At 61.0% G+C, this 21,521-nt stretch carries 15 protein-coding genes; 4 read left to right on the top strand and 11 right to left on the bottom strand.

Features of this window, described 5'->3' with window-relative positions; translation table 11 throughout:
• Window positions 1-207 (bottom strand): hypothetical protein (locus tag P8K07_08075; protein MDG1958482.1); only part of this gene is annotated, 207 nt, incomplete at its 3' end.
• A 332-nt stretch (window positions 208-539) separates the two neighbouring features.
• On the opposite strand from P8K07_08075, the gene P8K07_08070 reads away from it, so the two are divergent.
• Complete coding sequence (locus tag P8K07_08070) at window positions 540-2,000, top strand: carboxyl transferase domain-containing protein (protein ID MDG1958481.1); 1,461 nt, start codon at window positions 540-542, stop codon at window positions 1,998-2,000.
• Between the two features lie 25 nt (window positions 2,001-2,025).
• Here the strand turns inward: P8K07_08070 and P8K07_08065 are convergent, their stop codons facing one another.
• From P8K07_08065 to P8K07_08045, 5 genes are read right to left on the bottom strand one after another with little or no spacing between them, the layout of a single operon-like run.
• Window positions 2,026-3,105, bottom strand: coding sequence for an LpqB family beta-propeller domain-containing protein (locus P8K07_08065; protein MDG1958480.1), 1,080 nt, complete (start codon window positions 3,103-3,105; stop codon window positions 2,026-2,028).
• The gene (locus P8K07_08060; protein ID MDG1958479.1) at window positions 3,102-4,796 is read right to left on the bottom strand and encodes a class I adenylate-forming enzyme family protein; all 1,695 of its coding nucleotides are present in this window, start codon (window positions 4,794-4,796) and stop codon (window positions 3,102-3,104) included. The genes P8K07_08065 and P8K07_08060 overlap by 4 nt, the downstream gene beginning before the upstream one ends.
• A 2-nt stretch (window positions 4,797-4,798) precedes the next feature.
• Window positions 4,799-5,602 (bottom strand): SDR family NAD(P)-dependent oxidoreductase, encoded by an 804-nt coding sequence (locus tag P8K07_08055; GenBank protein MDG1958478.1) that lies wholly within the window; start codon window positions 5,600-5,602, stop codon window positions 4,799-4,801.
• 55 nt (window positions 5,603-5,657) lie between these two features.
• Window positions 5,658-6,716, bottom strand: coding sequence for an acyl-CoA dehydrogenase family protein (locus P8K07_08050; GenBank protein MDG1958477.1), 1,059 nt, complete (start codon window positions 6,714-6,716; stop codon window positions 5,658-5,660).
• Complete coding sequence (locus P8K07_08045; protein MDG1958476.1) at window positions 6,713-7,861, bottom strand: acyl-CoA dehydrogenase family protein; 1,149 nt, start codon at window positions 7,859-7,861, stop codon at window positions 6,713-6,715. Before P8K07_08045 ends, P8K07_08050 begins: the two co-directional genes overlap by 4 nt.
• A gap of 113 nt (window positions 7,862-7,974) precedes the next feature.
• On the opposite strand from P8K07_08045, the gene P8K07_08040 reads away from it, so the two are divergent.
• A complete protein-coding gene (locus P8K07_08040) occupies window positions 7,975-8,652 on the top strand; it encodes a cytidylate kinase-like family protein (GenBank protein ID MDG1958475.1) in 678 nt (225 codons plus the stop codon).
• A 72-nt stretch (window positions 8,653-8,724) separates the two neighbouring features.
• Here the strand turns inward: P8K07_08040 and P8K07_08035 are convergent, their stop codons facing one another.
• From P8K07_08035 to P8K07_08020, 4 genes are all read right to left on the bottom strand, one after another.
• Window positions 8,725-9,567, bottom strand: coding sequence for a MaoC/PaaZ C-terminal domain-containing protein (locus tag P8K07_08035; GenBank protein MDG1958474.1), 843 nt, complete (start codon window positions 9,565-9,567; stop codon window positions 8,725-8,727).
• A 217-nt stretch (window positions 9,568-9,784) separates the two neighbouring features.
• Window positions 9,785-10,708 (bottom strand): hypothetical protein, encoded by a 924-nt coding sequence (locus tag P8K07_08030; GenBank protein ID MDG1958473.1) that lies wholly within the window; start codon window positions 10,706-10,708, stop codon window positions 9,785-9,787.
• 277 nt (window positions 10,709-10,985) lie between these two features.
• Window positions 10,986-12,980: a TonB-dependent receptor gene (locus P8K07_08025; protein ID MDG1958472.1), complete on the bottom strand. Its 1,995-nt coding sequence runs from the start codon at window positions 12,978-12,980 to the stop codon at window positions 10,986-10,988.
• A gap of 33 nt (window positions 12,981-13,013) precedes the next feature.
• Window positions 13,014-15,272, bottom strand: a complete 2,259-nt coding sequence (locus P8K07_08020) for a multiheme c-type cytochrome (protein ID MDG1958471.1) — start codon at window positions 15,270-15,272, stop codon at window positions 13,014-13,016.
• 172 nt (window positions 15,273-15,444) lie between these two features.
• Between P8K07_08020 and P8K07_08015 the strand changes: the two genes are divergently transcribed.
• On the top strand, window positions 15,445-16,203 hold the full coding sequence (locus P8K07_08015) for a thioredoxin domain-containing protein (protein ID MDG1958470.1): 759 nt from the start codon (window positions 15,445-15,447) through the stop codon (window positions 16,201-16,203).
• A gap of 126 nt (window positions 16,204-16,329) precedes the next feature.
• The gene (locus P8K07_08010; protein ID MDG1958469.1) at window positions 16,330-18,030 is read left to right on the top strand and encodes an amidohydrolase; all 1,701 of its coding nucleotides are present in this window, start codon (window positions 16,330-16,332) and stop codon (window positions 18,028-18,030) included.
• A gap of 42 nt (window positions 18,031-18,072) precedes the next feature.
• On the opposite strand, the gene P8K07_08005 is transcribed toward P8K07_08010, so the two are convergent.
• A complete protein-coding gene (locus P8K07_08005) occupies window positions 18,073-21,387 on the bottom strand; it encodes a hypothetical protein (GenBank protein MDG1958468.1) in 3,315 nt (1,104 codons plus the stop codon).
• Between the last annotated feature and the right edge of the window lie 134 nt (window positions 21,388-21,521).

Below are 21,521 nucleotides of genomic sequence, written 5' to 3'. Positions count from 1 at the left end.
GGTCAGGCCGTTCGAGGTGCATTTCCAACCCGAGACAATACCTACGCCGCTCTGGATCGAGCCTCCGGAAGGAATCCCCAGATTACCGATGTCGCCATCCTGAGCTCGTGCCAGGTTGGCGGCCGGAAACGCCAACCAGAGAAAAGCGACACTTGCTGCCGTGACCAAAGCTGATTTTTTGACCCATCCGAACATGAATTTCTCCATTGATATCCTCACGACAGCGAAAAGCCGCCTCTCGTTCCTAGACTTTCTAGGGTTTTCATCAGTGCTTCAAGTCCGATCTTTGCGGAATTCTCGAATCAGTCGCTGGAAAGGGCTAGAACGACGCTGAGGCCACTGAACGGTCGGGCAACGAAATACTGAAAAACCAATAGTTCTCTTGATGGCGACGGGCAACGAGCGTTCTCGCAAGGAGTTCGGAGATTCCTGTTGCCGCGGACGCTTTCGCGACAGAGCGCACAGCAGATGCCGCCGCGGGGGCCGATATGCGGCAAGGGACGCCACCGCTGGAGAACAAGAAGGCGAGATGACAAATCATGGATAGCTCCTGGAAAATACTGATCGAGAAGCTCGAATCCAGACGAGAGGCCTCACAGGCTCTCGGTGGCGAGGATCGCGTGGCCCGCCTGATCACCGCGCGAGGCAAACTCGATGCACGCGCTCGCCTCGAGAGCCTTTTTGATCCGGAAACCTTTGTCGAGATCGGCGGTCTTGCGGGTGGACTCGATACACCGGCCGATGCTCTTGTCTGCGGATCCGGAACGATTGACGGTCGCGTGGTGCTCGCGGGCGCCGAGGACTTCTCCGTGCAAGGCGGCTCGATCGGCGCCGCCTCCATGGCGAAGCGCCTCCGCATCGCCGATCTCGCCGCACAGGAAAAGCATCCTCTGGTATTTCTGCTCGATGGCGCAGGCCACCGACTCGCCGAAGAAGGCGGTGGCAGGGTCCCCAACGACCTCCTGGCTTTGGCCGACCTCTCGGGCAGGGTTCCCATGGTCTGCCTGGTGCTCGGCGCATCCGCCGGCCACGGTGCATTGACTGCGCCGCTCTCGGATTTCTCGATCATGACACCCGCCTCTGCCATTTTCACCGCAGGCCCACCTCTGGTCGCGGCAGGGACCGGCGAAGTGGTGTCCAAGGAAGAACTCGGTGGCCCACAGGTCGCACTCGAGACCTCCGGCGTCATCCAAAATCTGGCAGAGGACGACGACGATGCCATCCGGATGGCGCGTCAGTACCTGAGCTATTTCCCCACCGACGCCAATGGGGCCCTGCCCTCCCGCTCCGGCGTGGAAACCGAACCTGCTCGGCTGGAGAAATTTCTCGACAAAATCCCCGTGAACGATCGCCGTGGCTATGACATTCGCGGCGTGATCTCGCTGATCGCTGACGGCGACAGTTTTTTTGAAGTCCAACCCGACTTTGGTGCTTCGCTGGTCACCGGACTGGCTTTTGTCGGTGGGACACCGCTGGCCGTGGTCGCGAACAATCCGGCGATACGCGCCGGTGCCATCGATGCCGATGCGGCCATCAAGGGCGCACATTTCATCGAGCACACTGGAGCTTTTGGTCTGCCTTTCCTTTTTCTCGCCGACAACCCGGGCCTCATGGCCGGAACTGCATCCGAGCGAGCGGGGATTCTCCGCTGGGGAGGACGGATGTTCGCCGCGCAACGAAAACTTCAATCGCCCAAGATCCACATCACCATCCGAAAGGCATTCGGTTTCGGAACCACGATCATGGGCCAGAACCCCTTCGACCGGCAGACGACCTGTCTCGCGCTGCCAACAGCCACCCTCGGCGCCATGCCGGCAGCCAGCGGTGGACGATCTGCGGGTCTCGCCGAGGAAGCTCAGGCGGAGGTGGAAGCACGTGAAGCCGCCGGGCCTTGGGCTCTGGTGGAAAGGTTTGGCTACGACGATATCATCGACCCGCGCGAATTACGCAATGCGGTCATCGATGCTCTTCGCCTGGGCAGCAACCGACTGCGCCGCTGAGCCTCTCCCGACCCGCCCCCTGCCGCTAGGGCCGCGGGCGTTGCCATACGCCGATCCGGTCGCCAAAAACGGGACCGAGATAGATTTGATCCCCAACCTCGGCTGCGGAAGCCACCGCGCCGACAATCGAGCCGTCGTGCTGAAAGATCCGGCGTACGGTCAGCGTATCGGGATCGATTTCCCAGATGGACCAGGGCGCTCGACAGGTTCCTGCTGTGACACAACCGAGAAACGCCGAGACCGAATCGTGAGAGGCGACCAGAAGGTTACCGCGGCGGGTCCAGGAGAGGTTATCGAGTGCTCCGTCGATCGCGACCTCGACGCGGGCGCCGCCGTCAGCGCGTCGCAAACGAACCAACTGTCGTCCGCCGGTCTCAACAAAGAACAAATTCCGCCCGTCGGGACTCACGGCAACACCATTCGGGGCACTGGCCTCGGTGCCCGGCAGGTGTCGCCAACCTGCGTCCGGAACCCATCCAAGAATGTCTCCCGTCGGCAAACCAAAACCGACGCGGAGATTCGCCCAAAGCGAATCCATGGAGGACATATAGTTGGAGACGATCACCTCGCCATCACTCGCGACCGTCAGGTCATTTCCCGAAGTGCCCGCCGGAAGCTCGATGCAACCTTGCCAGGAAGCGCGGGTCGTACCCGCGCTTCCTCCAAGCGAGAAGATCTCTACCGACTCACGCCCCCCGTGGTTCACCACGTACAATCGACCGTCGGTCGTGGCATGAATCCCATGTGGCGCGAAAATTTCAGCCTTCGGCGGCTGACAATCCGGCGCGCCAACGCCCTCGCGCCGATCGAACTCCCCTGCCCGACCCGTCGGCCAGAGGCGACGCGGGGCCTTCCCTTCGGGGGCGTAGAGTGCCAGAGCACCCGGCGTCCCGGGGCGTGCCATCTCGCTGACGATCAATGCCGCGTTTTCGCGAGACCAACTGACGTCCTCGGGATTGGAAAAACCACAAATCGTCCCCAGAGGCACACCCGCCTCACAGGGGCCACGAGGTGTTTGCGAACAACCCACCGCCCCGGCCATAAGCAAGAAGGCGCCAAGAACAACCGTCTTGGCTCGTAGTCGTCGCATTCGAGGTTTGATCATGCGCTCCGGGCCTGCAGCAGGTCGCGCAGGTCGCGTTTCAGAATCTTGCCGGAAGCGTTTCTTGGAAGCGGTTCCGAGGCGATATGGACGTGCGCCGGGATCTTGAAACTGGCAAGGGTCTTGCCGAGAAAGGTGCGCAAGGCGTCGGTATCCAATTCCTGACCCTCCCGCGGGTAGATTGCCACAGCGACTTCCTCGCCAAGGCGCTCGTGCGGCAGGCCAAAGACCGCCGCCTCATAAACCGCCGGAAATTCATAGATCGCAGCCTCCACTTCCGCGCAGTAGATATTTTCGCCGCCACGCAAGACCATATCCTTGGCCCGGTCTTGCACGTAGACGAATCCCTCTTCGTCGATCTGCCCGATGTCGCCGCTGCGCAGCCACCCGTCCACGATCGTTTCCGCCGTTGCCTCCGGCTTGTTCCAATAGCCCCGAATCAAGTTGGGCCCACGGAAGCAAAGCTCGCCGACCTCACCGACGCCCAACTTGTTGCCGTCTGCGTCCATGGCCGCCATTTCGACGATGGGCACCGTGCGTCCCGCGCTCGTCGGCTTGCGCAAATAATCGTCGCCGCTATTTTGCGGCCCGTAGGCATTGGTCTCGGTCATACCATAGCCAATCCCGGGACGACCCTTTTTGAAGGAGCCATCGATTCTCTTCACCAGCTCCGGCGGAGCCGGTGCGCCGCCGCCGCCCACATTGGTCAAACTCGAGGTGTCATAATCATCGAATTTATCGCACTCGAGAAGGTCCCAGCTCTGGGTGGGGACACCGATGAAATGCGTCACCTTCTCCCGCTCGATCAACTGCAGCGCTCGCTCGGGTTCCCATTTATAAGTCATGACCAAACGAGAACCACCGAGCCAACAACTCAGCATGACCGCGACACAGCCCGTCACATGGAAAAGCGGCACAATCAAAATGAAACAGGACGGAGCCGGAAGAGTGCTTTCCGGTGCCGGTGAATCCGATGGCCGCGCCCTGCGCGCAGCCGTGGCCGTCGCGCCGCAGGCAAAAGCCATCAAACCGCTGAGGACAGCTCGCTGCGTCGACACCGCGCCCTTGGGGTAGCCGGTTGTCCCCGATGTATAGAGGATCGTCGCGTCGTCGTCGGGGAGGATCTCCACTTGAGGGAGCGGTTGCCCGAGCTCGATGACATCCGTCAATCGGTCAAACCCCGGAGATGGAGTTTCGCAACGAACCACGATCCCCTTCACGCCCAGAGAACCGATCACCGTTTCGGCGCGCCGCATCCGCTCCTCATCACAGATCAGCACCGAGCTTCCCGAATCGGACAGTCCATATTGCAACTCGTCCGTGGTCCACCATGCGTTCACCAAAACCGCGATCGCACCAATCGAGGTGATCCCGGCGAATGCAGTTATCCATTCCGGAAAGTTCCGCATTCCGATGGCCACGCGATCGCCTTTTTTCACTCCGTACTTCTCGACCAACAAGGCACCGAACGCATCGACGTGCTCCATGGTGCGCGCGAAACTCCAGCGCTCATCTTCATAGACCAGAAAGTCGTCGTCGCCGCGCAGACGCGCGACATCAAACAGCCCCCTCAGGTTCGGTGGGGTGTTCTTGAACCATCGATAATCCTGGCCCCGAATTTTGATATCCTCGATTTCGAAGAGGGTTCCGGGGGCCGTAGCTTGAGCGATAGATTCATCGTACGAAAGCGACATTTTCAATCCTTTTTTCGGGGCTCCAATGGTGGAACAGCAAACCGTAAAACATCATCGATTCCGGGTTGGGCCAGACCGCCACCCCCATCCAGAACGAGATTTTGTCCATTCAGATAGCTCGACTCATCGGACGCAAGAAATACGAACAGGCTCGCCACGTCAGACGCGGTTCCCGCGCGGTCGGCCGGGTTGGCGTCCAGAAAGGGTTCGAGGAGTTGCGGCGCGGAGAAAAGTGTTTCCGACATCGGGGTTCGAATCACCCCGGGGGAGACGCAATTCGCGCGAATTCGAGGGCCGTATTCCTGCGCAATATTGCTGGTAAGCGCAACCAGACCCGCCTTGGCCGCCGCATAGGGGGCCTCACCGCGTGTCGGCCGAACCGCACTCCCGGAGGCATTGTTGATCACCACACCACCATCGCCCGCCAACATCAGGGGCAGAGCGGGACGAAGCACGTAGAAAACAGCATTCAGATTCACTGCGACCAGTTGATCCCATTCCGACACGGAATATTCGTGCAATCGACGAACAGACCCCACCCCGGCGTTATTGACCAACACGTCAATACCGCCTAGCGCCTCGTGGATCGCCCTGACGGCGCCCTCGGCAGCGACGGCATCCGTCAGGTCGGCTTCCTGCGACGGCGCCTCCAGCGCGCTGCCGACGGAGGCTACAGCGGGGCCCTCGCGGTCAATCAAACCCACCTGAGCCCCCTCGGATGTGAAGCGTTCCGCGGTCTCCCGACCGATCCCGGACGCTCCACCGGTGATCAGGACTTTTTTACCCTCAAGTCGCCCAACGCCCATAGGCTTTCTTAACTTGTTTTCGCCGCCGGTCTCAATCCCGCGGGCCCTTGGTCTCTTACGCCGGGCCCGATCGATCCGTCAGAATCTTCCACAATCCGCCGTTCTCCGTAGCAAGACCAAAGCGGCCCAATCGTTCTGCCCAAAAAGCGGCACTGCCGCATTCGGCCCGCCATGCCCACAACCGGCGCGTGAAGAACTGTAGCCGATGTTCGTGCGTGAAGCCGATCGCGCCCAAAACCTGGTGCGCAATTCGAGGGCCGAACTCCGCGGCCTCGCCCACCACTACTTTGGCCACAGCGATCTCGAAGCTGGGATCCTCGGGCGAACCAAACTTTGCCGCCGGCAACCCCCTTTGATCCAGCGCACGCGCCGCATCGGCCGCCGCAACCCCTGCGGCCGCGACCTGCCCGGCAAGGACCGCGAGTTGCTGCTGGACGGCCTGAAACTTGCCGATCTTGCGACCGAATTGTTCCCGCTCGCGAGCATAAGCGACCGAAAGCGCGAGGATCGTCTCGAGTGCGCCAGCCATTTGCGAGGTCCGCGCTGCCGCCAGCAAAGTGGTAAGAACATCTTCGGGAAGATCGACGACCTTGTTCTCGATCGCTGACTGCGGATCGACCAGGAGGACGTCGCGCGGTTCTCCAGCGACATTTTCGCCCGAGCCATGCGGTGCTCCCGTACAAGCGTGCAGCCGAAGTTCCAAGCCATCCCCCCCGCCACCGACGACGAGAAGATGGTCGAGGTCACGTCCGAAGGGGGCGTCGCAGGCCCAAAGTCCCGGATCCTCGGCCGGCCGGCAGGCAAGACCAACCCCGACCGACCCAGGCGGCAGAGAAATCCCCGCGGCGGACGCGAGCTGCGCGGCAACAACTTCCTCGGCCAGAGGCATCGGCGCCGCATGACGACCTCCGGCTCGGAGCACGATTTCACTCGCCTGCCACCCCTCACCCGCGTCAACACTCTCGCCGGGGCGCGACAGGCCGAGCGCTCGGGCCGCAGCCCAGAGGGTGTGATCCAGCCCGGACTCCTCGAAGGCGAGAATTGCCTCCTGGTCGACCTTCGCGCTGAAAAAGCGCTCTGCAGCCTCCGCCAGCATCGGGTGATTGTCACTCATCGTAGCCCCAATCCACGAGCGATAATCCCTCGTAAAATTTCACGGGTACCGCCCCGCAAGGAGAACGAAGGAGCATTCATCACCAGATGGGCGAGCATCTTCTGGTATACCTTCGCCTCCGGGTCCCTGCTCGGCGGCAGCGGCAGAAGTTCCTGTGCGATCCCCGGTTGATCCTGCTCGAAGACCGCACCCACATCCTTGACCACGGCCGCTTCGAGTTCAGGATTCTCGCCGGCGGCCAGCAAGCTGGCCACCGAGGTCGACATGGTCCGCATGGTGGACAGCCAGGCGATTTGCCGACCCATGGCTACCGTGGCCCGCACATCGGGGGCAGGCCCCAATTCTCGAGCCAATTCTTCCATCAGCGGATGACAAGACAGATATCGCTCGGAGCCCGCTCGCTCATAGGCCAGCTCGGCCATCGCCTGCGGCCACCCTTTGCCCTCTTCTCCGATCAGCGCATCCGGCGGCAATTCGACATCGGTGAAATGAACTTCGCAAAAATGCTCACTGCCGGAAAGGTCACGAATCGGTCGGACCTCGATCCCGGGGGTATCCATTGGAATCAGAAATTGGGAGAGACCCGCCTGCCGCTCCGCTTCGGTACCCGAGCGAAACAAACCCACCATGAAATGAGCTGTCGCCGCACCGCTCGTCCATAACTTCGTGCCCTCCAGACGCCAACCATCAGAGGTTCTCTCGGCGCGCGAGCGCACGCTGGCAAGATCCGACCCGGAGTCCGGTTCGCTCATGCCGATACAGAAATAGGTCTCACCCCGGCAGATACCCGGCAAAATCCGCTTCTTCTGCTCCTCGGTGCCAAAGCGCAGCAGCAAGGGACCGCTTTGCCGATCGGCCATCCAATGGGCGGCCACCGGCGCGCCTGCGGCCAACATCTCCTCGAGGACGACAAATCGCTCGAGGAAACTTTTCTCCTGACCGCCGTATGCTCGAGGCCAGGTCATCCCGATCCAGCCCCGCTCCCCCACCTTGCGGGTAAAGGCATGGTCGACACCAAACCAGGTGCGAGCTCGGCCCTCAGGGGGAAAGTCCTTCAGGTTCGTCGCAAGAAATTCTCTAACCTCGCCCCGCAAGGCTTCGGCCTCCGGCGGGAGGGTGCGCAGATCGAATCGAAAAGTCGGCATGGCTGGCTCAAATTCTAGCACGGCTGCGCGGATGCGAAATCCGGCTTCCCTTGTTAGGTTTTTCGTCCGCGGCATCAGAGCCGCCAGTCAGCACCGAAAGAACCGGAGGAACCATGGCCGTTCACAACATCCAGCAACTCGTTGATGCTCAGGTAGGGCTCTGGGAAAAAGAGCGCCTTGCCGCCAAGGGCAAGCAGGAAGGACCGACGGTATCGATCCATCGCCTGCCCAGCTCGGGAGCCACCGTAATCGGGAAAAAAGTCTCGGAACTCCTTGGTTTCGGCTTTTTCGACAAGGAAATCGTTGAGGAAATCGCGAAAGAAGAAAATATCCGCGAGAGCCTGGTCGCGAATCTCGATGAGCATTTCCGAACGGCTATCGAGCGTCATATTCTCGACGGTTTCAGCTCGAAATCCTTTAATGAAAGTGACTATCTCAAGGATCTCGTCAACGTTGTCAGCCACATCGGACATCGAGGAAACGCGGTCATCGTCGGTCGCGGTTCGGCCTTCATTCTGCCCAAGGAGACCACGCTTCGGGTGCTTTTGTCCGCACCACTGGCCGACCGTGTCGACTGGCACGCAAAAAAGACCGGAATCGATGCGGCCGACGTCCAGAAGATCCTCGAAATGGAAGAAAAAAGCCGGCTCGAATTCCTGAAACAGGACTTCGGGATCGACCAGATCCGGCCGCAGGACTTCGATATCTGCATCGATACGGCCACCTTTGGCATCGACGGCACAGCTGACCTGATCGCCACGGCCGCCCGAAAACGTTTCGACAGAGGCTAGGCGCCGGCCAATGAACAAAAAAACCCGTCAGGCTTGGTGCCTGACGGGTTTTTTTTCGTCCGAAACGAGGACTCAGCGACGCGTGAAGCGGCCCTGATCGATTACGGTGTCCCCGTTCTGATTCCTGGTCTGGAAAAGGAACCGATCGCCGTCTTCCCACATGGCGATGGTCAGAGCGTCCCCCGGCAGCACGGGCTTGGAGAATCGGCCATACATCGAGCCAAACTTGGAGGGATCGCCTCCACACAGAGCATGGAGCAGGGCCCGTCCGGAGAACCCGTAGGTACATAGGCCGTGCAGAATCGGCTTGTCGAAGCCTCCCATCGCTGCAAACGAAGGGTCGGAATGCAGCGGGTTGCGATCGCCCGAGAGACGGTAGGTCAGCGCCTGATCCTCACGAGTCGTGTAGGTGACTTCGTGATCAGCCTTCCTCTCCGGAAAGACGACCTTCTCCGAGCCGCCTCGCTCGCCGCCGAAACCGCCTTCGCCCCGGATAAACAGGGACATGAAAACCTTGAGCAATGGCTTGCCGGTCGCAACGTTGATGGACTCGGACTCGAGCTCCACAACAGCGCCCTTGCCCTCGCCCTTGTCCCACATCGCCTTGACTCGGCCTGTGCTCTCGATCTCTCCCTCGGGCGGAATTTCATCGAAGAGCTCGATGCCTTCCTCGCCGTGCACGAGCATGGCCGGATTGAACTTCCCGATCTTGTTCATGGGGGCACCGCCACCGCCCAGGATCACAGCCTGCGTCGGCAGAACCCTCTGCGGAACGTCTTTGGTATTTTCCGTGGTAAAGGCAAGCTCGGAAGTTCCGGCCCCCACCCCTACCGCGTAGAGCAGCGAATCCTTGGAAGTCCAGCTACGTCGTTGCGTTTCACCGGTTTGGCCTACGGCATTCGGATCAAGAGCCATCGAAAATTCTCCTTTTCATGATGATGGATGCAGCCCACAACACGAACGCGCGGACATGCACTTCAATTCCATATCGAAATCCAAACCGCCAGTCCCGCCCCCAGCCGGCGCCCCCTGAGCTTCATACCTTCCGGGCCGAATGGATCTGGTTTCACAAAAAAAAAGAGCGCGGGATGAACCGCGCTCTTTTCCAAAATCCGAGGGGATTGGATTTTGATCAGAAAAGGACAGGCCCGTCGACAAACGCACCCAGTGTGGAAGGAACGTCTCCGCAGGAACCGTCGGCAGCTCCGTTATCGTGCAGGTCGCAATCGATCGCGAGGTCGTAGCCGCCGTTGATAATTTCGCAGGCCGCGCAGCTCGCCTTGGTCTGAATACATGACGCATAGGCTGCGGGTGTAGCTTCCGAAGCACAATCACCGCCGACGACTGTTGCCCAGTCCACGGATTTCTCGGTGCACTTCTTGCCGATCTGGTCGACCAGCTTGGTGGTATCCTTATCGGACCTCTCGATGAGTTTCGCATCGCTGCTGCAGGCTGCAAGTTCTGTCGCGTCGCTGATGGGAGCCGTGCGAGAACGCAGGCCTCGAGTCATGCAGGACTTGAAGGATTTCACTTCCGAGGCAACGATCTTGTTCGCCGATTTTTCGATTGTGGCCTGACAAAGAGCCTGGCTACGATTCGCGCGATCGCTGGAATCGACGATCACGCTTTCAGGGTCATCCCCGTAGACCGCAGCAATGAAAGCCACCTGAGGGGGCTGCGCTGCTGCGACCATCGCGGCTCCGGTCGGCACGTAGCCAAAGTCCGGCACGGCGGCACCAATGCATTTCCCGCGGTCGGGATCGGTCTGGGCCTCGGTGATCTTGTCGGACAACTTTTGCATCTGCCCGCCGCTGTCAGCGACCAGACAATCCGCGACGGATGTGTCGAGCTTGCCCTTGCCCTCGGTCTTGACGCAGGTCTGATTGGCGCGAATCTGCGTCGTGTCGATCCGGGTGACATAGCCGCCCATCGAACTCAGACACTTCTGCTGGTCCTTGCTCTGCGGGGCCGCCTCGGCCTGAGGAACCCAGATCAATGAGGAGGCCAGGATAAAAGCCCCGAATGTCTGGTAGAAACCATTGCCAAATATCTTCATGATAGATCCCCCCGCCTGCTGCAGCGGTCTTTCATCGATTTTCGTTTCAGTGATCTTCAATGCTTGAAGCCTTTTTCAAATTTTCCCGGGAAGTCTGTTTGGACTAACGGACCCAACGCGGAAAACTTTTAGGATACGCAGTTGCTACCATGATAAACGAAAGGCTGAATAGTTGGGGAAAACCCCTACATCAACGTTTTCCTCAATTTTTTCTGAAATCCGTTGCAATGGGCGAAACAGTCACCCAATAAATTCCGCTCGGGTCTCATCATCAAGCTCAGAAAATCTCCATCTGGAAGCCAATTCTAGGCCGAATTCCCGGAGTCGGGACACCCACCTGCTCTTGATAAGGCTGGTCGAGAAGGTTGTCGATCGCCAAATATCCCTCGAGCCAGCTCAGCAATTGCCAGGAAAACGCCAGATCAAGCCGCTGGTAGCCAGCCAGCGTGACAACTCCGGTCGGCACTGATTCTGCACGCAACGGGCCTACAAAAAGTGCCTGAAGCCGGACCTCGAGCGGCGGGACGGGCTGCCAGAGAACCCCGAGGCCACCACGCCAACGAGGACGATTCAGGAGTTGGACCCCCGCCCCCTGTTCCCGCACATCATTCCACGTTGCATGACCGGTGATGGACAATGTCTCCGAGGGCGACAAGAGCACCTGTCCTTCCACGCCCTCGGAATTCACACGGGATAAATTCTGTAATTGAAAGGTATCCGAGTTGAAATCGATCAGGTTTCGAACGCCGATCGTGAAGTATGTCAAAGATAGTTGCAGACGATCCTGCCAAAGCGTGTACCCAACTCCGGCATCCCAGCCCTGACTGGTTTCCGGCACCAGATCCGTATTCCCCACCAGCGGGTTCCCCAACGCGTAGAAACTCGGGAGTTTGAAACCCTCGCTCCAGCTGGCGTTCACCGAGAGTCCGGTCTCGGCCACGGCCCAGGATCCCCCAACGCGTGACGACGAGCGGGAATCGAAATCATCGGGGATATCGACGCGCACGCCTGCCTGCAGGACCAGTCCGAAATCGGAGGCCCAGTGGCCCTCGACAAAAGGTGCCCCGACAAATCTGCGTTCCCGAAAGTCGATCGTACCCGGCAGAATCGCCCCGAAAAACTCGAGATCACCCGAGGAGGAACCGTCCTCCCAGACCCCGTCCCCCCCGGTCGTGAGGGTCAGACCCTCGAGGGGCTCCCAAGTCGCACTCCCGGTCAGCGAGGTGCGCCCGAAGCGAGTTCGCGTGCCGGGCTCACCAGGCACATCGAAAGGAACCCCCGGCGACGTCAGGTATTCTTTTCGCTGGGTGGTCGTCACCCAGAAGGATAGATTGAAATCCTCGGTGAGGGGTTGCTCGAGAGTCGCGCCAAAATCGAGTTCCTCCACTTTGCGGGACTCGAATTGACCGACCAGCTCGGCGTATTGCGGGCCGCCGCTGAAGACCGGATAGGCCTGCGATCGCGAATCTCCGTAACGCAGCGTCGCGCGGACCTCGCCAGCCCGAGGAAGCTCGACCCCGCCGCCGACGACCACACTCCCGCCCCGATACCCTCCGAGCTCCTTGGGCACCCCCTCCTCGACATAGGAGCCCGCGATGGCCAGGTCGACAGGCCCTCGATTGCCTCGCACACTGGCCATCAGGCGATGGTAACCCCAGCGCCCCCCGGAGATATCAAAGCGAGCCTCATCCGGGCCCTTGCCGCCGCGGGTCCGAATATTGATCGCGCCCGCCATCGCCGCCGAGCCGTGTACGGCCGAAACCGGGCCTCGCACGACTTCGATCTGCTCGAGGTTCAGCACGTCGAGGGTCGATAGATCAAAGGAACCGCCGCGTGCATTGGTCGGGTCGTTCACCACGATGCCATCGATCAGGACCAGTGTGTGGTTGGGATCCAAACCACGCATATAGATCGAAGCGAGACTGCCTCGCGTGCCGGCCTGCTCGATATGCAAACCCGGGAGCTGACGCAGGAGCTCCACAACGCCGTCCGCTCGCGAAGCCTCGATCTCCGCGCGGGTGAGGACGTCAACGCTGCCCGGCATGAGCTCGAGAGGCTGAGGCGATTTCGAGCCCGTAACAACCAGCACCTCAATCGCGTCGGAACTCTCGACCGCCGGGCTCGCCTCTTCCGCTATCTCCCCCGACGCGACTGCCGGGGGCGCACTCGAGGGGTCAGCTTCGAGGGATTTCGCCCCCGACGAATCGACGCTCATCAGGACGAGAACCAAAACCATGCCCGGCACGGCGCCGCCAAACTCAAGTTTCCTCACAACCGGCATCTCCAAGTTCCCGACCTCGAAGTCTCAGTCTTCCAACCGGCGCACCAGTTGCGCAACTGCGGTGTTTTCCGGATCGAGAGCAAGCAACTGCCTGGCGTATGAGCGCGCAGAAGCGCGATCGTTCTGCTCCAGACTCAAAGACAGGGCCAGCGGCAGGAGCATCGGATCGACAGGATGGCGCAAGAGCGCCCCCTGCAAGACGGCGCGCGCCGCAGATCCATCCCCGGAAGAATGCAAGGCAACCGCATATACGTACGCATATCGGGCATTTTCCGGCGCTCCGATCGACGCTTCGCGCAGTTCGTTCAAGGCCGACGCCGGGTCGCCCTGCCGCACCAGCGACAAACCGAGAGCGTGACGAAGGTCTGGATGCCCCGGTGCCTTTGCCAACCCAACGCGCAGAACTTTGGCCGCCTCGAGTTCCTTCTGCTCGAGGCGAAGGGTATCTGCCAGGTTCACATAACCAGGGATGAAATCAGGCCCGGTGCGAATCGACTGCTCGTAGTGAGCGCGCGCTGCCGGTAAATTTCCCTGCCGTGCCTCCAGCATTCCCAGATTCAGGTGGGACTGCGGCCAGTCGGCCTCAGCCAACTGTGCCTCACGGTAGGAAGCTTTTGCCGCCTGCAACGCTTGCCGATCGGGAGCCGAAAGATTCGCCGCAGGCATATCGGCAAGCGCGCGCCCCGCCTCGATCCGCACCGCAAGTCGAGGATCGGAGAGCAGCGGCACACCGATGGCGAACCTGTCTGCCTCCGGCAGACTCTGCAGCGCCGAGGCCACGCCCAGCCGGACCAGCGGGTCGGCATCCCGGGCAGCCTGCCGAAGCCCCCGTCGGGCTTCCGGACCGGGATGGCGACCCAAGAGCAGCGCTGCGGTACCGCGGGCGATACCGCTCTCCGAAGGTTGCCCCAATACCTGAGCCAGCAGCCCCGCCGCCCGCGGATCTCCGGCATATGACGCCGCAAAAGCGCGGGGGAACTTCTTGCCGGGCTTGGGATTTTTCCCTCTTTTCGAGAGCGCGGCATCCGCCCATCGCGCATCGCGATCCGCATGACAATCAAGACATACCAGCGATGTGCCCAGTTCATGCGCCAGACCAGGCCGGGGCACTCGGAAACCATGGTCCCGACGCCCATCCACACGCATATAGGTTCGCTCCGGCATATGGCAGGAAACACATTGCGCACCAGGCGAGTCCTGGGGGTGGAAATGATGTGCCGGCGCATCAAAAACAGCCTCATTATGACAGTTGATGCAAAGCCCGTTCCCCTCGGCGCGCAACTTCAGGCTGTGCGGCTCGTGGCAATCGCTGCAGGTGACACCCGCAGCAAACATCTTGCTCTGCAAAAACGATCCGTAGACATAGACCTCGTCAAGGATCTGGCCATCGAGTTGATAGAGGCCGGCCTCGAGGAACGTCGGACGGTAGGCGTCAAGAAAACTTCCATGGCCGGCAATCGGATCGCCAATCAGAGAGCGCCGCGCGTGACAGGGCCCGCAGACCTCAATCTCGGACACGCCGCCGGTCGCCGCCTCTGCCGCAGCTATCTTTTGTGGCCCGCCCTCCTCGGGAACCCAGGTACCCCGACCGATCAGCCGCAGCGTGAGGCCGGTCGGGTCTCCGTCTTCGGCGCGACGGATATGCTCGGCGCCGGGGCCATGACAGGCCTCACAACCCACATCGACATCGCTATAAGTCGTGGCGTAGCGATCGGCATCCACCTGATAACTCTTGCGAAGTGCTGTCGAGTGACAGTCCGCGCACATCTGGTTCCACCGGAAAGCATTACCCTCCCAATGCATAAGATCGCCCGGGGGGACCTCCCCGTCGGTCTGAAGGCTGATCCAACGCTGTCCGCCTTCATTTTGCGGGCGACTGTCCCAGGCAAGCGTCAGCGCCTGCAAACGGCCCTTGCCGGTGCTCACCAGATACTGCTGGAGGGGATCTACACCGAATGCGTGCAAAACCTCGACGGTCCGACGCGTGCCGTCGGCCTCCGAGATTTCCACCCGGTAAGCATTACCTTCGCGGAAGAATCGAGCCTCAACCTCGCCAAAACGCCTGCGAACGTTCGAGAAATCACCCAGAATCGCGCCGGGCTCGGTCACCGGCATCATCGCCCGGTCGTGGTCCGAGCCACGCCAGGCCGCAAACGAGCCCTGGTGACACGGGCGACAGCTTTCCGAACCTGCGTAGCCCGTCTCGGCTGCGCCCGCTCGAAAACCGCCCATCAGGCTGAAAAGCACCGCCAACAGAGCGATTTGCGTATCTCGCAAGGGCATCCCCGATAGCCTGCCACGAAGGCACGTCCGGCGCAGCTTCTTTTCATATTCGCTAAACAAGTTGGTCGTTGTTGACGTTAACTCGCTTGACAAGCAAGGCCGAGCCTCACAGAGTTGTGGCTTATCTACCAATTTCTACGGCCCTCGCGAGCAGGGCCCTTCGGAGGAATTCATGCAAGCCAAGTTCAGCATCACGACAGCCATTGCTGTCGTATCTCTTTTCACCCTCGCCGCGTGTGGCGCCACACCTCAAGACGTTCGACAGTTGGAAGAACGCGTCGAAGAGGTCGCCGAGCAGCAGAAGGAAGTTCTTGTAGCGATCGCAGCTCTTGCGAAAGGCCAAAAGGACATCCTTGCCAAAGCCGCAGCACCCGCCGCCCGGCCGGGTCGACCCAAAGAAGATCCGAACAAGGTTTACGAGATTCCGGTGGGCAACTCGTACTCGAAAGGTCCGGAGGACGCGAAGGTCACAATTGTCGAGTTCTCGGATTTCCAATGTCCCTTCTGCGCCCGTGCGACAGGCTTGATGGACCAACTGGTCGAGGCCTACCCGAACGACGTTCGGCTCGTCTACAAGAACTTCCCGCTGGGCTTCCACAAGCAGGCGATGCCGGCGGCACTCGCTTCGATCGCAGCGGGCAAGCAGGGCAAGTTCTGGGAAATGCACGATATCATCTTTGAGAACTACAAGACGCTCGCCGATGACCAGTATCCGAAGTACGCCGAAACCATCGGTATCGATGTCGAACAGTTCAAGACGGATATGGCCGCGAAATCCACTCAGGATCAGGTCAATACCGAAATGCGGGAAGCATCTGCGGCCGGCGTTCGCGGAACGCCGACCTTTTTCATCAATGGCAAAAAGCCTCAGGGTCGATCCTTTGAAATCTACAAAGGCATCATCGACACGGAGATCAAGAAGGCCTCCTGAGCGATCCGCCAACTTCGGAGGATCCAGAAAGACAGGGGCAGCGGAGCATCACTCCGCTGCCCTTTTTCTTTTTCGGGCACTCCCTTTGCCAACGTGGTTCGCAAGCCAACCTCGACGGAGTCCAAAATGTTGCGCAATGCCCATCTCGTCTTTCTCGCTCTTGTTCTGGCGTGCCCCGCATCGGCGGCAGAGACCGCCGATCGAATCCTCTCGCAAGGCAATGTGATCACCGTCGACCCCCAGAAACCCCGAGCCGAGGCGATCGCAATTCGCGACGGGAAGATTCTTGCCGTCGGCACCAACGAAGAGATTCTCGCGCTGAGCGGTCCGACCACAGTGGTAGAGGTTCTGGATGGCAAAACCGTCCTGCCCGGTTTCATCGACGCCCACGGCCACTTCAGCATGCAGGCGCAGATGACTTTCATGCGCAATATTGCTTCCGCACCGGTCGGTGCGGTGCGCAATATTCCCGATCTGCAACGCGAGATGCGCGCGCAGGTCGAGTCCCCGATGACCAAGGCGACCGGTTGGGTGATCGGCTTTGGCTACGACGACTCACTGCTCGCAGAGAACAGACATCCAACGCGCGAGGAACTCGACGCCGTTTCCCGGGAACGGCCCGTGGTCGCCCTGCATGTTTCGCTGCATCTCGCCGCCGCCAACAGCAAGGCTCTGGAACTCGCGGGGATCACAGCGGATACCGAAGATCCAGCAGGAGGCATCATTCGACGTAAACCAGGCTCCCGCGAGCCCGACGGCGTCCTCGAAGAGTCAGCCATTCGTCTCCTCCTCGAAAAATTACCAACTGCGGATGGCCCGCAGGCACTCCTGCCGTTGATCGCGGTCCAGCAAACCTATGCGCGTCATGGAATCACGACCGCGCAGGACGGAGCGACCGATCCAGCCGGCCTGCGAACCCTGCAGCAAGCGGCCAAAGCCGGAATGCTCAAGATCGATGTCGTCGCTTTCCCCCTTTGGGAAACCGCTGTCGACTCGATTGGCGACCAACCCGTGGGCACCTATCAAAACGGCCTGAAGATCGGAGGCGTCAAAATGATTCTCGATGGATCACCTCAGGGGAAAACTGCCTTTCTGACAAAACCCTACGAAGTCGCTCCTCCCGGATTGGACCCGGAATATCGGGGCTACCCCGCCATGCCTGATAACGACGTCGCCGAGTATGTGGCTGTCTTCGCTGAAAAGGGTTGGCCGCTTCTCGCCCACGCCAATGGAGATGCGGCTGCAGATCAGTTGCTGGCTGCCGTCGCCGCGGTCGCCGAGACCCGACCGGAAAAAGATCATCGAACGGTGATGATCCACGCGCAAACTGTGCGCGAAGACCAACTCGACCAAATGGTGGAACTTGGCATGATTCCCTCCTTCTTCGTCGCGCATACCTTCTTCTGGGGGGACTGGCATCGCGACTCGGTTCTGGGCGACGAACGCGCCCGAAAGATCAGCCCGGCGAACACCGCAGGCAAAAAAGGCCTCCGCTATACCTTCCATAACGACAGCCCTGTGGTGCCCCCCGACATGATGCGACTGATCTGGACCGGGGTGAATCGAAAAACCCGCAGCGGCCAGACCTTGGGATGGCAGGAGCGCGTCACGCCGATGGAGGCAATCGAAGCGGTCACCATCGACGCCGCCCGTCAACATTTCGATGAGGCAACCCGAGGATCCATCGAACCAGGCAAATTAGCTGATCTTGTCGTTCTCGATCAGGACCCGCTCACGGCCCCGGTAGACTCGCTGGCCTCGATCGCCGTCACGGAAACGATCAAAAAAGGGATAACCATCTATCCCGCAACGCCCCGAACACCCTGACCGCGCGAATATCGGCTTCCGACCCGCAGGGGTCCATCGGCTTCAATCGTTGGCGAACCTCACCACTTGCGCGATATCGCCGGTGCCCCAACTTCCCCCGATGGTTTCATCCAGATTCGCGACGGGCAGCACCAGCCGGACCCCACTGGCATTCCCCCAGGCTTCGCAGGAGAAATTGCTTCCCGTCAAAGCCACTTGATAGGGATTTTGTGACGAGCAGCTGGTGCCAAAAAGGCTGCCACTGCAGCGGCGACGATTCTCGATCCTGCTGCTGGCACGACCCGTCACCATAGCGAGACTCTCGGGCTCGATGCTTGCCCACGCAGCGTCCTCGGCACCCGGACAGACCGACGACCCGTTGATCCGAAGTCGCTGCGCGACCACGTAGAGAACAGCTGCGCCGGCCCCGCCATCGCTCACCCCGTCGCCTGCATCCAGCCACTGCGGATCATAGAAGGGGTTCGGCGGTGCCGCGGCATTATTGGAGTTGACCGTCAGATTCGCGTCGGCGTTGGAGCCGCCATCGCAATCGACAAATCCCAGTCGAGAAAGATCATCGGTGAAACGCCAGCAAGCGGCGCAGGACCCGCCACAGCCTGGCGTCTGGCTGTTCAAGCCCGCTCCGATAACCACCGGTTGGGCGAGGATCAGATCCGCCCGTCCGGTGATCGCCACCGGACCGGCCTCCAGGAGCAGAGGTCCACCAGCGAAATTTCCGTTCGTGCCATTGCAGACCGTTCCGGGAATACCGCCGGTTGGATTCCCCTGAGTCTTCAAAAAGGAACCCCCGGAATTATCCGACGGACAATAGGCATCCGAGCCGTCCGCGATATTCACCTCCACCAGACCCAGAGGCTCGCGCGGCGTTGGCGCAGGCGTCGCTTCCGGTGTCGGCGTCGGACTCGGAACCCACCCGTCAGGACTCGGGGTGGGCAGAGGCGTTGGTGTCGGGGTCGGAGACGGAGATGGTGTCGGAGTCGGCGCCGGGACAAGAATTTCACACCGAGCCTCCACGGTGAGGAAATAGCCGTCAGTGGCCAGGTCACGGTCACCCACCCCCGGGTAATCATCCGCCTGCATACAGCCGGCAATTCCATTGGGGCGTATATCCGAGTCCCGGCCCAATCGGACCGAGCATTCGGCTCCGGTGTCCCAGGAACCTCCACGGCTCTTGCACATCGACTCCCACGCGATCGCCAGCCGGTGGCTCTCGGCTGCGCCCGTCCCGATTCCCGTGATGCGCCCTTCGGCTGAGTCGGAGAACTCCAAATTCCCGTCACCGGTTTGGTCCAGTTCTACCGGGGACCCCAGAGCCAGCGTTCCCCCGGAGAGCTGTCCCCCGAGGTGCGTACCGACCATGGCGGACAATCGAGCGGTCGCCCGACCCGTCGAACCGCCAAACGGAGCGTCGCAGCCATCGTAATTATCTCGATTGAGAGTCAGTGCCCCTTGCCGACGCTGCTCGACGACAATCTCGTAGGGACTTCCGGCCGGACAAATCAGATCGAACTCAACCGCCAGCGAGGCGGGGACGCGTGCCTGAATATTACCACCTCCGGTAAGAACCACCTCACAATCGGTAGCCGCGTTGCTGCGATAGGCCAGCGAGAATCCTGAAGCTGACGAGGAAACCGCTTCCAGGTTGGTCACCGTTTGCTGGTAACAATTGCCGAAGGACGTCGACGTCGGCCCAAGATTCGCCGTTCCATCCTCGAGCGAGAGCACCTGCAATTGCGCCGGACTCGTCGTCGGAATCGGATCGGGCGTAGGCGCCGGCGTCGGAGTCGGCGTCGGAGTCGGAGTCGGAGTGGGAGTCGGAGTGGGAGTCGGAGTGGGAGTCGGAGTGGGAGTCGGAGTGGGAGTCGGAGTGGGAGTCGGAGTGGGAGTCGGAGTGGGAGTCGGGATCGCTGCCGAAACAATTCGCAGGCGGACGACCTGCGCCAGATCGACAACCTGATCGAGCACGGGGACCGGGAAGTCCATTCCGAAAAGAGGCGCGACCAGACTGGCTTCCGCCAAGGTTCCTGCGGCCCAGGGCGCGCAGGCAAACGGAGCACCCGCAAGAGCGACCTGATTGAGCCCCGGGGTGCCGGGCGCGCCGTTGATCCAGTCGTTCTCGACCGCGCTCGTTGCGATTCCGGTCACCAGTGCCGAGGAAATCATGGGGGCACTGCCGTAATCAAAGGAGCGGCAATCCACGCCATCGGTCGCAGCCATTCCAAGCCGCAGTCGGACGGGCACAAAGGCCTCACCGGCTGAAAGCGGGGCCGCATCTTCCGATCCAACCTCCAGCACCGGCGGGGAGGCCACCCCCGCGCCCGCGGAATCGACGGTCAAAGAGACCAGAGGCGGACGCGATGGGGAACAATCCAGCCATCCCTGCTGGTAAGGCGCGGGGTGGATCTGCAGGCAGACCGTGCCGGCCTGACCGAGGTCTAGCGCCAAATCGGGCAATGCGGCGGCCATCGATACGGGGCCTGTCAGGCGGAGGGTTTCCCGACCGCTCGCGTCCAGCGGACCCCGCGCGATTCGGAGTTCCTCATCGCCGAAATCCCCACCCGTAGCGTTTGCGAAAATCCCGGCACCAGTGAAATCAAATACCCGCAACCACGTCGAGACCCCGTCGTCGTCAGGGAGCAGATCTCCCGAGCCGGGAACCACGCGAAATTCGAGGCAATCCGACTCCGGCGGGCATAGTTCTCCTTCGGGCGACGGCGAAGGTGTCGCTGGCTGACTCGTCGGGGTGGGGACCCCCGACGGCGTTGGGGTGGGTATGACCTCCGGGAGACAAGGCATACTGCCCGGGCCAGCAACGGCGATGGTAGATTTGTTGCGTCGAAAATTCATAAACCGGCCGCAACTGGAATCTTCCCCGCCCCAACTGAATCGCACCTCGACCCACGGCTCCGCAGGTAGCGGCAGAGAGACGGGGGCGAAGGAATCCCCCTTCCACTGCACCTGCAGGGAGCCCACCTGATATTTGACCAAGCGTACGCCGCCCTGAATCCCCTCTCGATCCTTGTAGGTGAGCCGAGCGAGATTCCCCTTCCATTCCGCGCAGGGCAGCGCCAGCCGCCCGCTATCGTAGCCACCAGCGGCCTTGAGTCGAACCCAGGGAACAGCGTCCGGACAGCCAAGCGGGTTCTGCAAGGGGTTGAGCGCAGGATCCTTGACGAACTTGGCGATCGCCAGATTTCGGGCCGCCCGGGACGACAGCTTCAAGCGCAGGACGCGGCCCTCCGTCAGGTCCACGACCGTCGGCTCGGCACGGGCCCACGCAAGGACGCCCGCCTGACCCCAAGGGAACAGCAGCATGAGTGCAAGGCTCAAGATCGTCCCTGCCAAGAGAAACATCATCCGCTCCCCCCGAGGTGAAAATCGCCTCGGCTCCGGTGCTCTTCTCTTGAGATTCCCCATACTCGAACCGACGCTAAACGAATGTTTGTTTATGCGTCAAGTAAATTTGATCCCGAGCTCATAATCGCCTGCCC

The organism is Candidatus Binatia bacterium (assembly GCA_029248525.1).
Lineage (GTDB): Bacteria > Desulfobacterota > Binatia > UBA12015 > UBA12015 > UBA12015.
This window is presented reverse-complemented; position numbering and strand designations above follow the sequence as displayed.

Bases quoted from the DNA above. Each gene is read 5' to 3' on its own strand.
- P8K07_08020 (MDG1958471.1), bottom strand. From the start codon at position 15,272: ATGCCCTTGCGAGATACGCAAATCGCTCTGTTGGCGGTGCTTTTCAGC.
- P8K07_08040 (MDG1958475.1), top strand. From the start codon at position 7,975: ATGGCCGTTCACAACATCCAGCAACTCGTTGATGCTCAGGTAGGGCTC.
- P8K07_08065 (MDG1958480.1), bottom strand. From the start codon at position 3,105: ATGATCAAACCTCGAATGCGACGACTACGAGCCAAGACGGTTGTTCTT.
- P8K07_08055 (MDG1958478.1), bottom strand. From the start codon at position 5,602: ATGGGCGTTGGGCGACTTGAGGGTAAAAAAGTCCTGATCACCGGTGGA.
- P8K07_08010 (MDG1958469.1), top strand. From the start codon at position 16,330: ATGTTGCGCAATGCCCATCTCGTCTTTCTCGCTCTTGTTCTGGCGTGC.
- P8K07_08060 (MDG1958479.1), bottom strand. From the start codon at position 4,796: ATGTCGCTTTCGTACGATGAATCTATCGCTCAAGCTACGGCCCCCGGA.
- P8K07_08070 (MDG1958481.1), top strand. From the start codon at position 540: ATGGATAGCTCCTGGAAAATACTGATCGAGAAGCTCGAATCCAGACGA.
- P8K07_08030 (MDG1958473.1), bottom strand. From the start codon at position 10,708: ATGAAGATATTTGGCAATGGTTTCTACCAGACATTCGGGGCTTTTATC.
- P8K07_08045 (MDG1958476.1), bottom strand. From the start codon at position 7,861: ATGCCGACTTTTCGATTCGATCTGCGCACCCTCCCGCCGGAGGCCGAA.
- P8K07_08035 (MDG1958474.1), bottom strand. From the start codon at position 9,567: ATGGCTCTTGATCCGAATGCCGTAGGCCAAACCGGTGAAACGCAACGA.
- P8K07_08005 (MDG1958468.1), bottom strand. From the start codon at position 21,387: ATGATGTTTCTCTTGGCAGGGACGATCTTGAGCCTTGCACTCATGCTG.
- P8K07_08050 (MDG1958477.1), bottom strand. From the start codon at position 6,716: ATGAGTGACAATCACCCGATGCTGGCGGAGGCTGCAGAGCGCTTTTTC.
- P8K07_08015 (MDG1958470.1), top strand. From the start codon at position 15,445: ATGCAAGCCAAGTTCAGCATCACGACAGCCATTGCTGTCGTATCTCTT.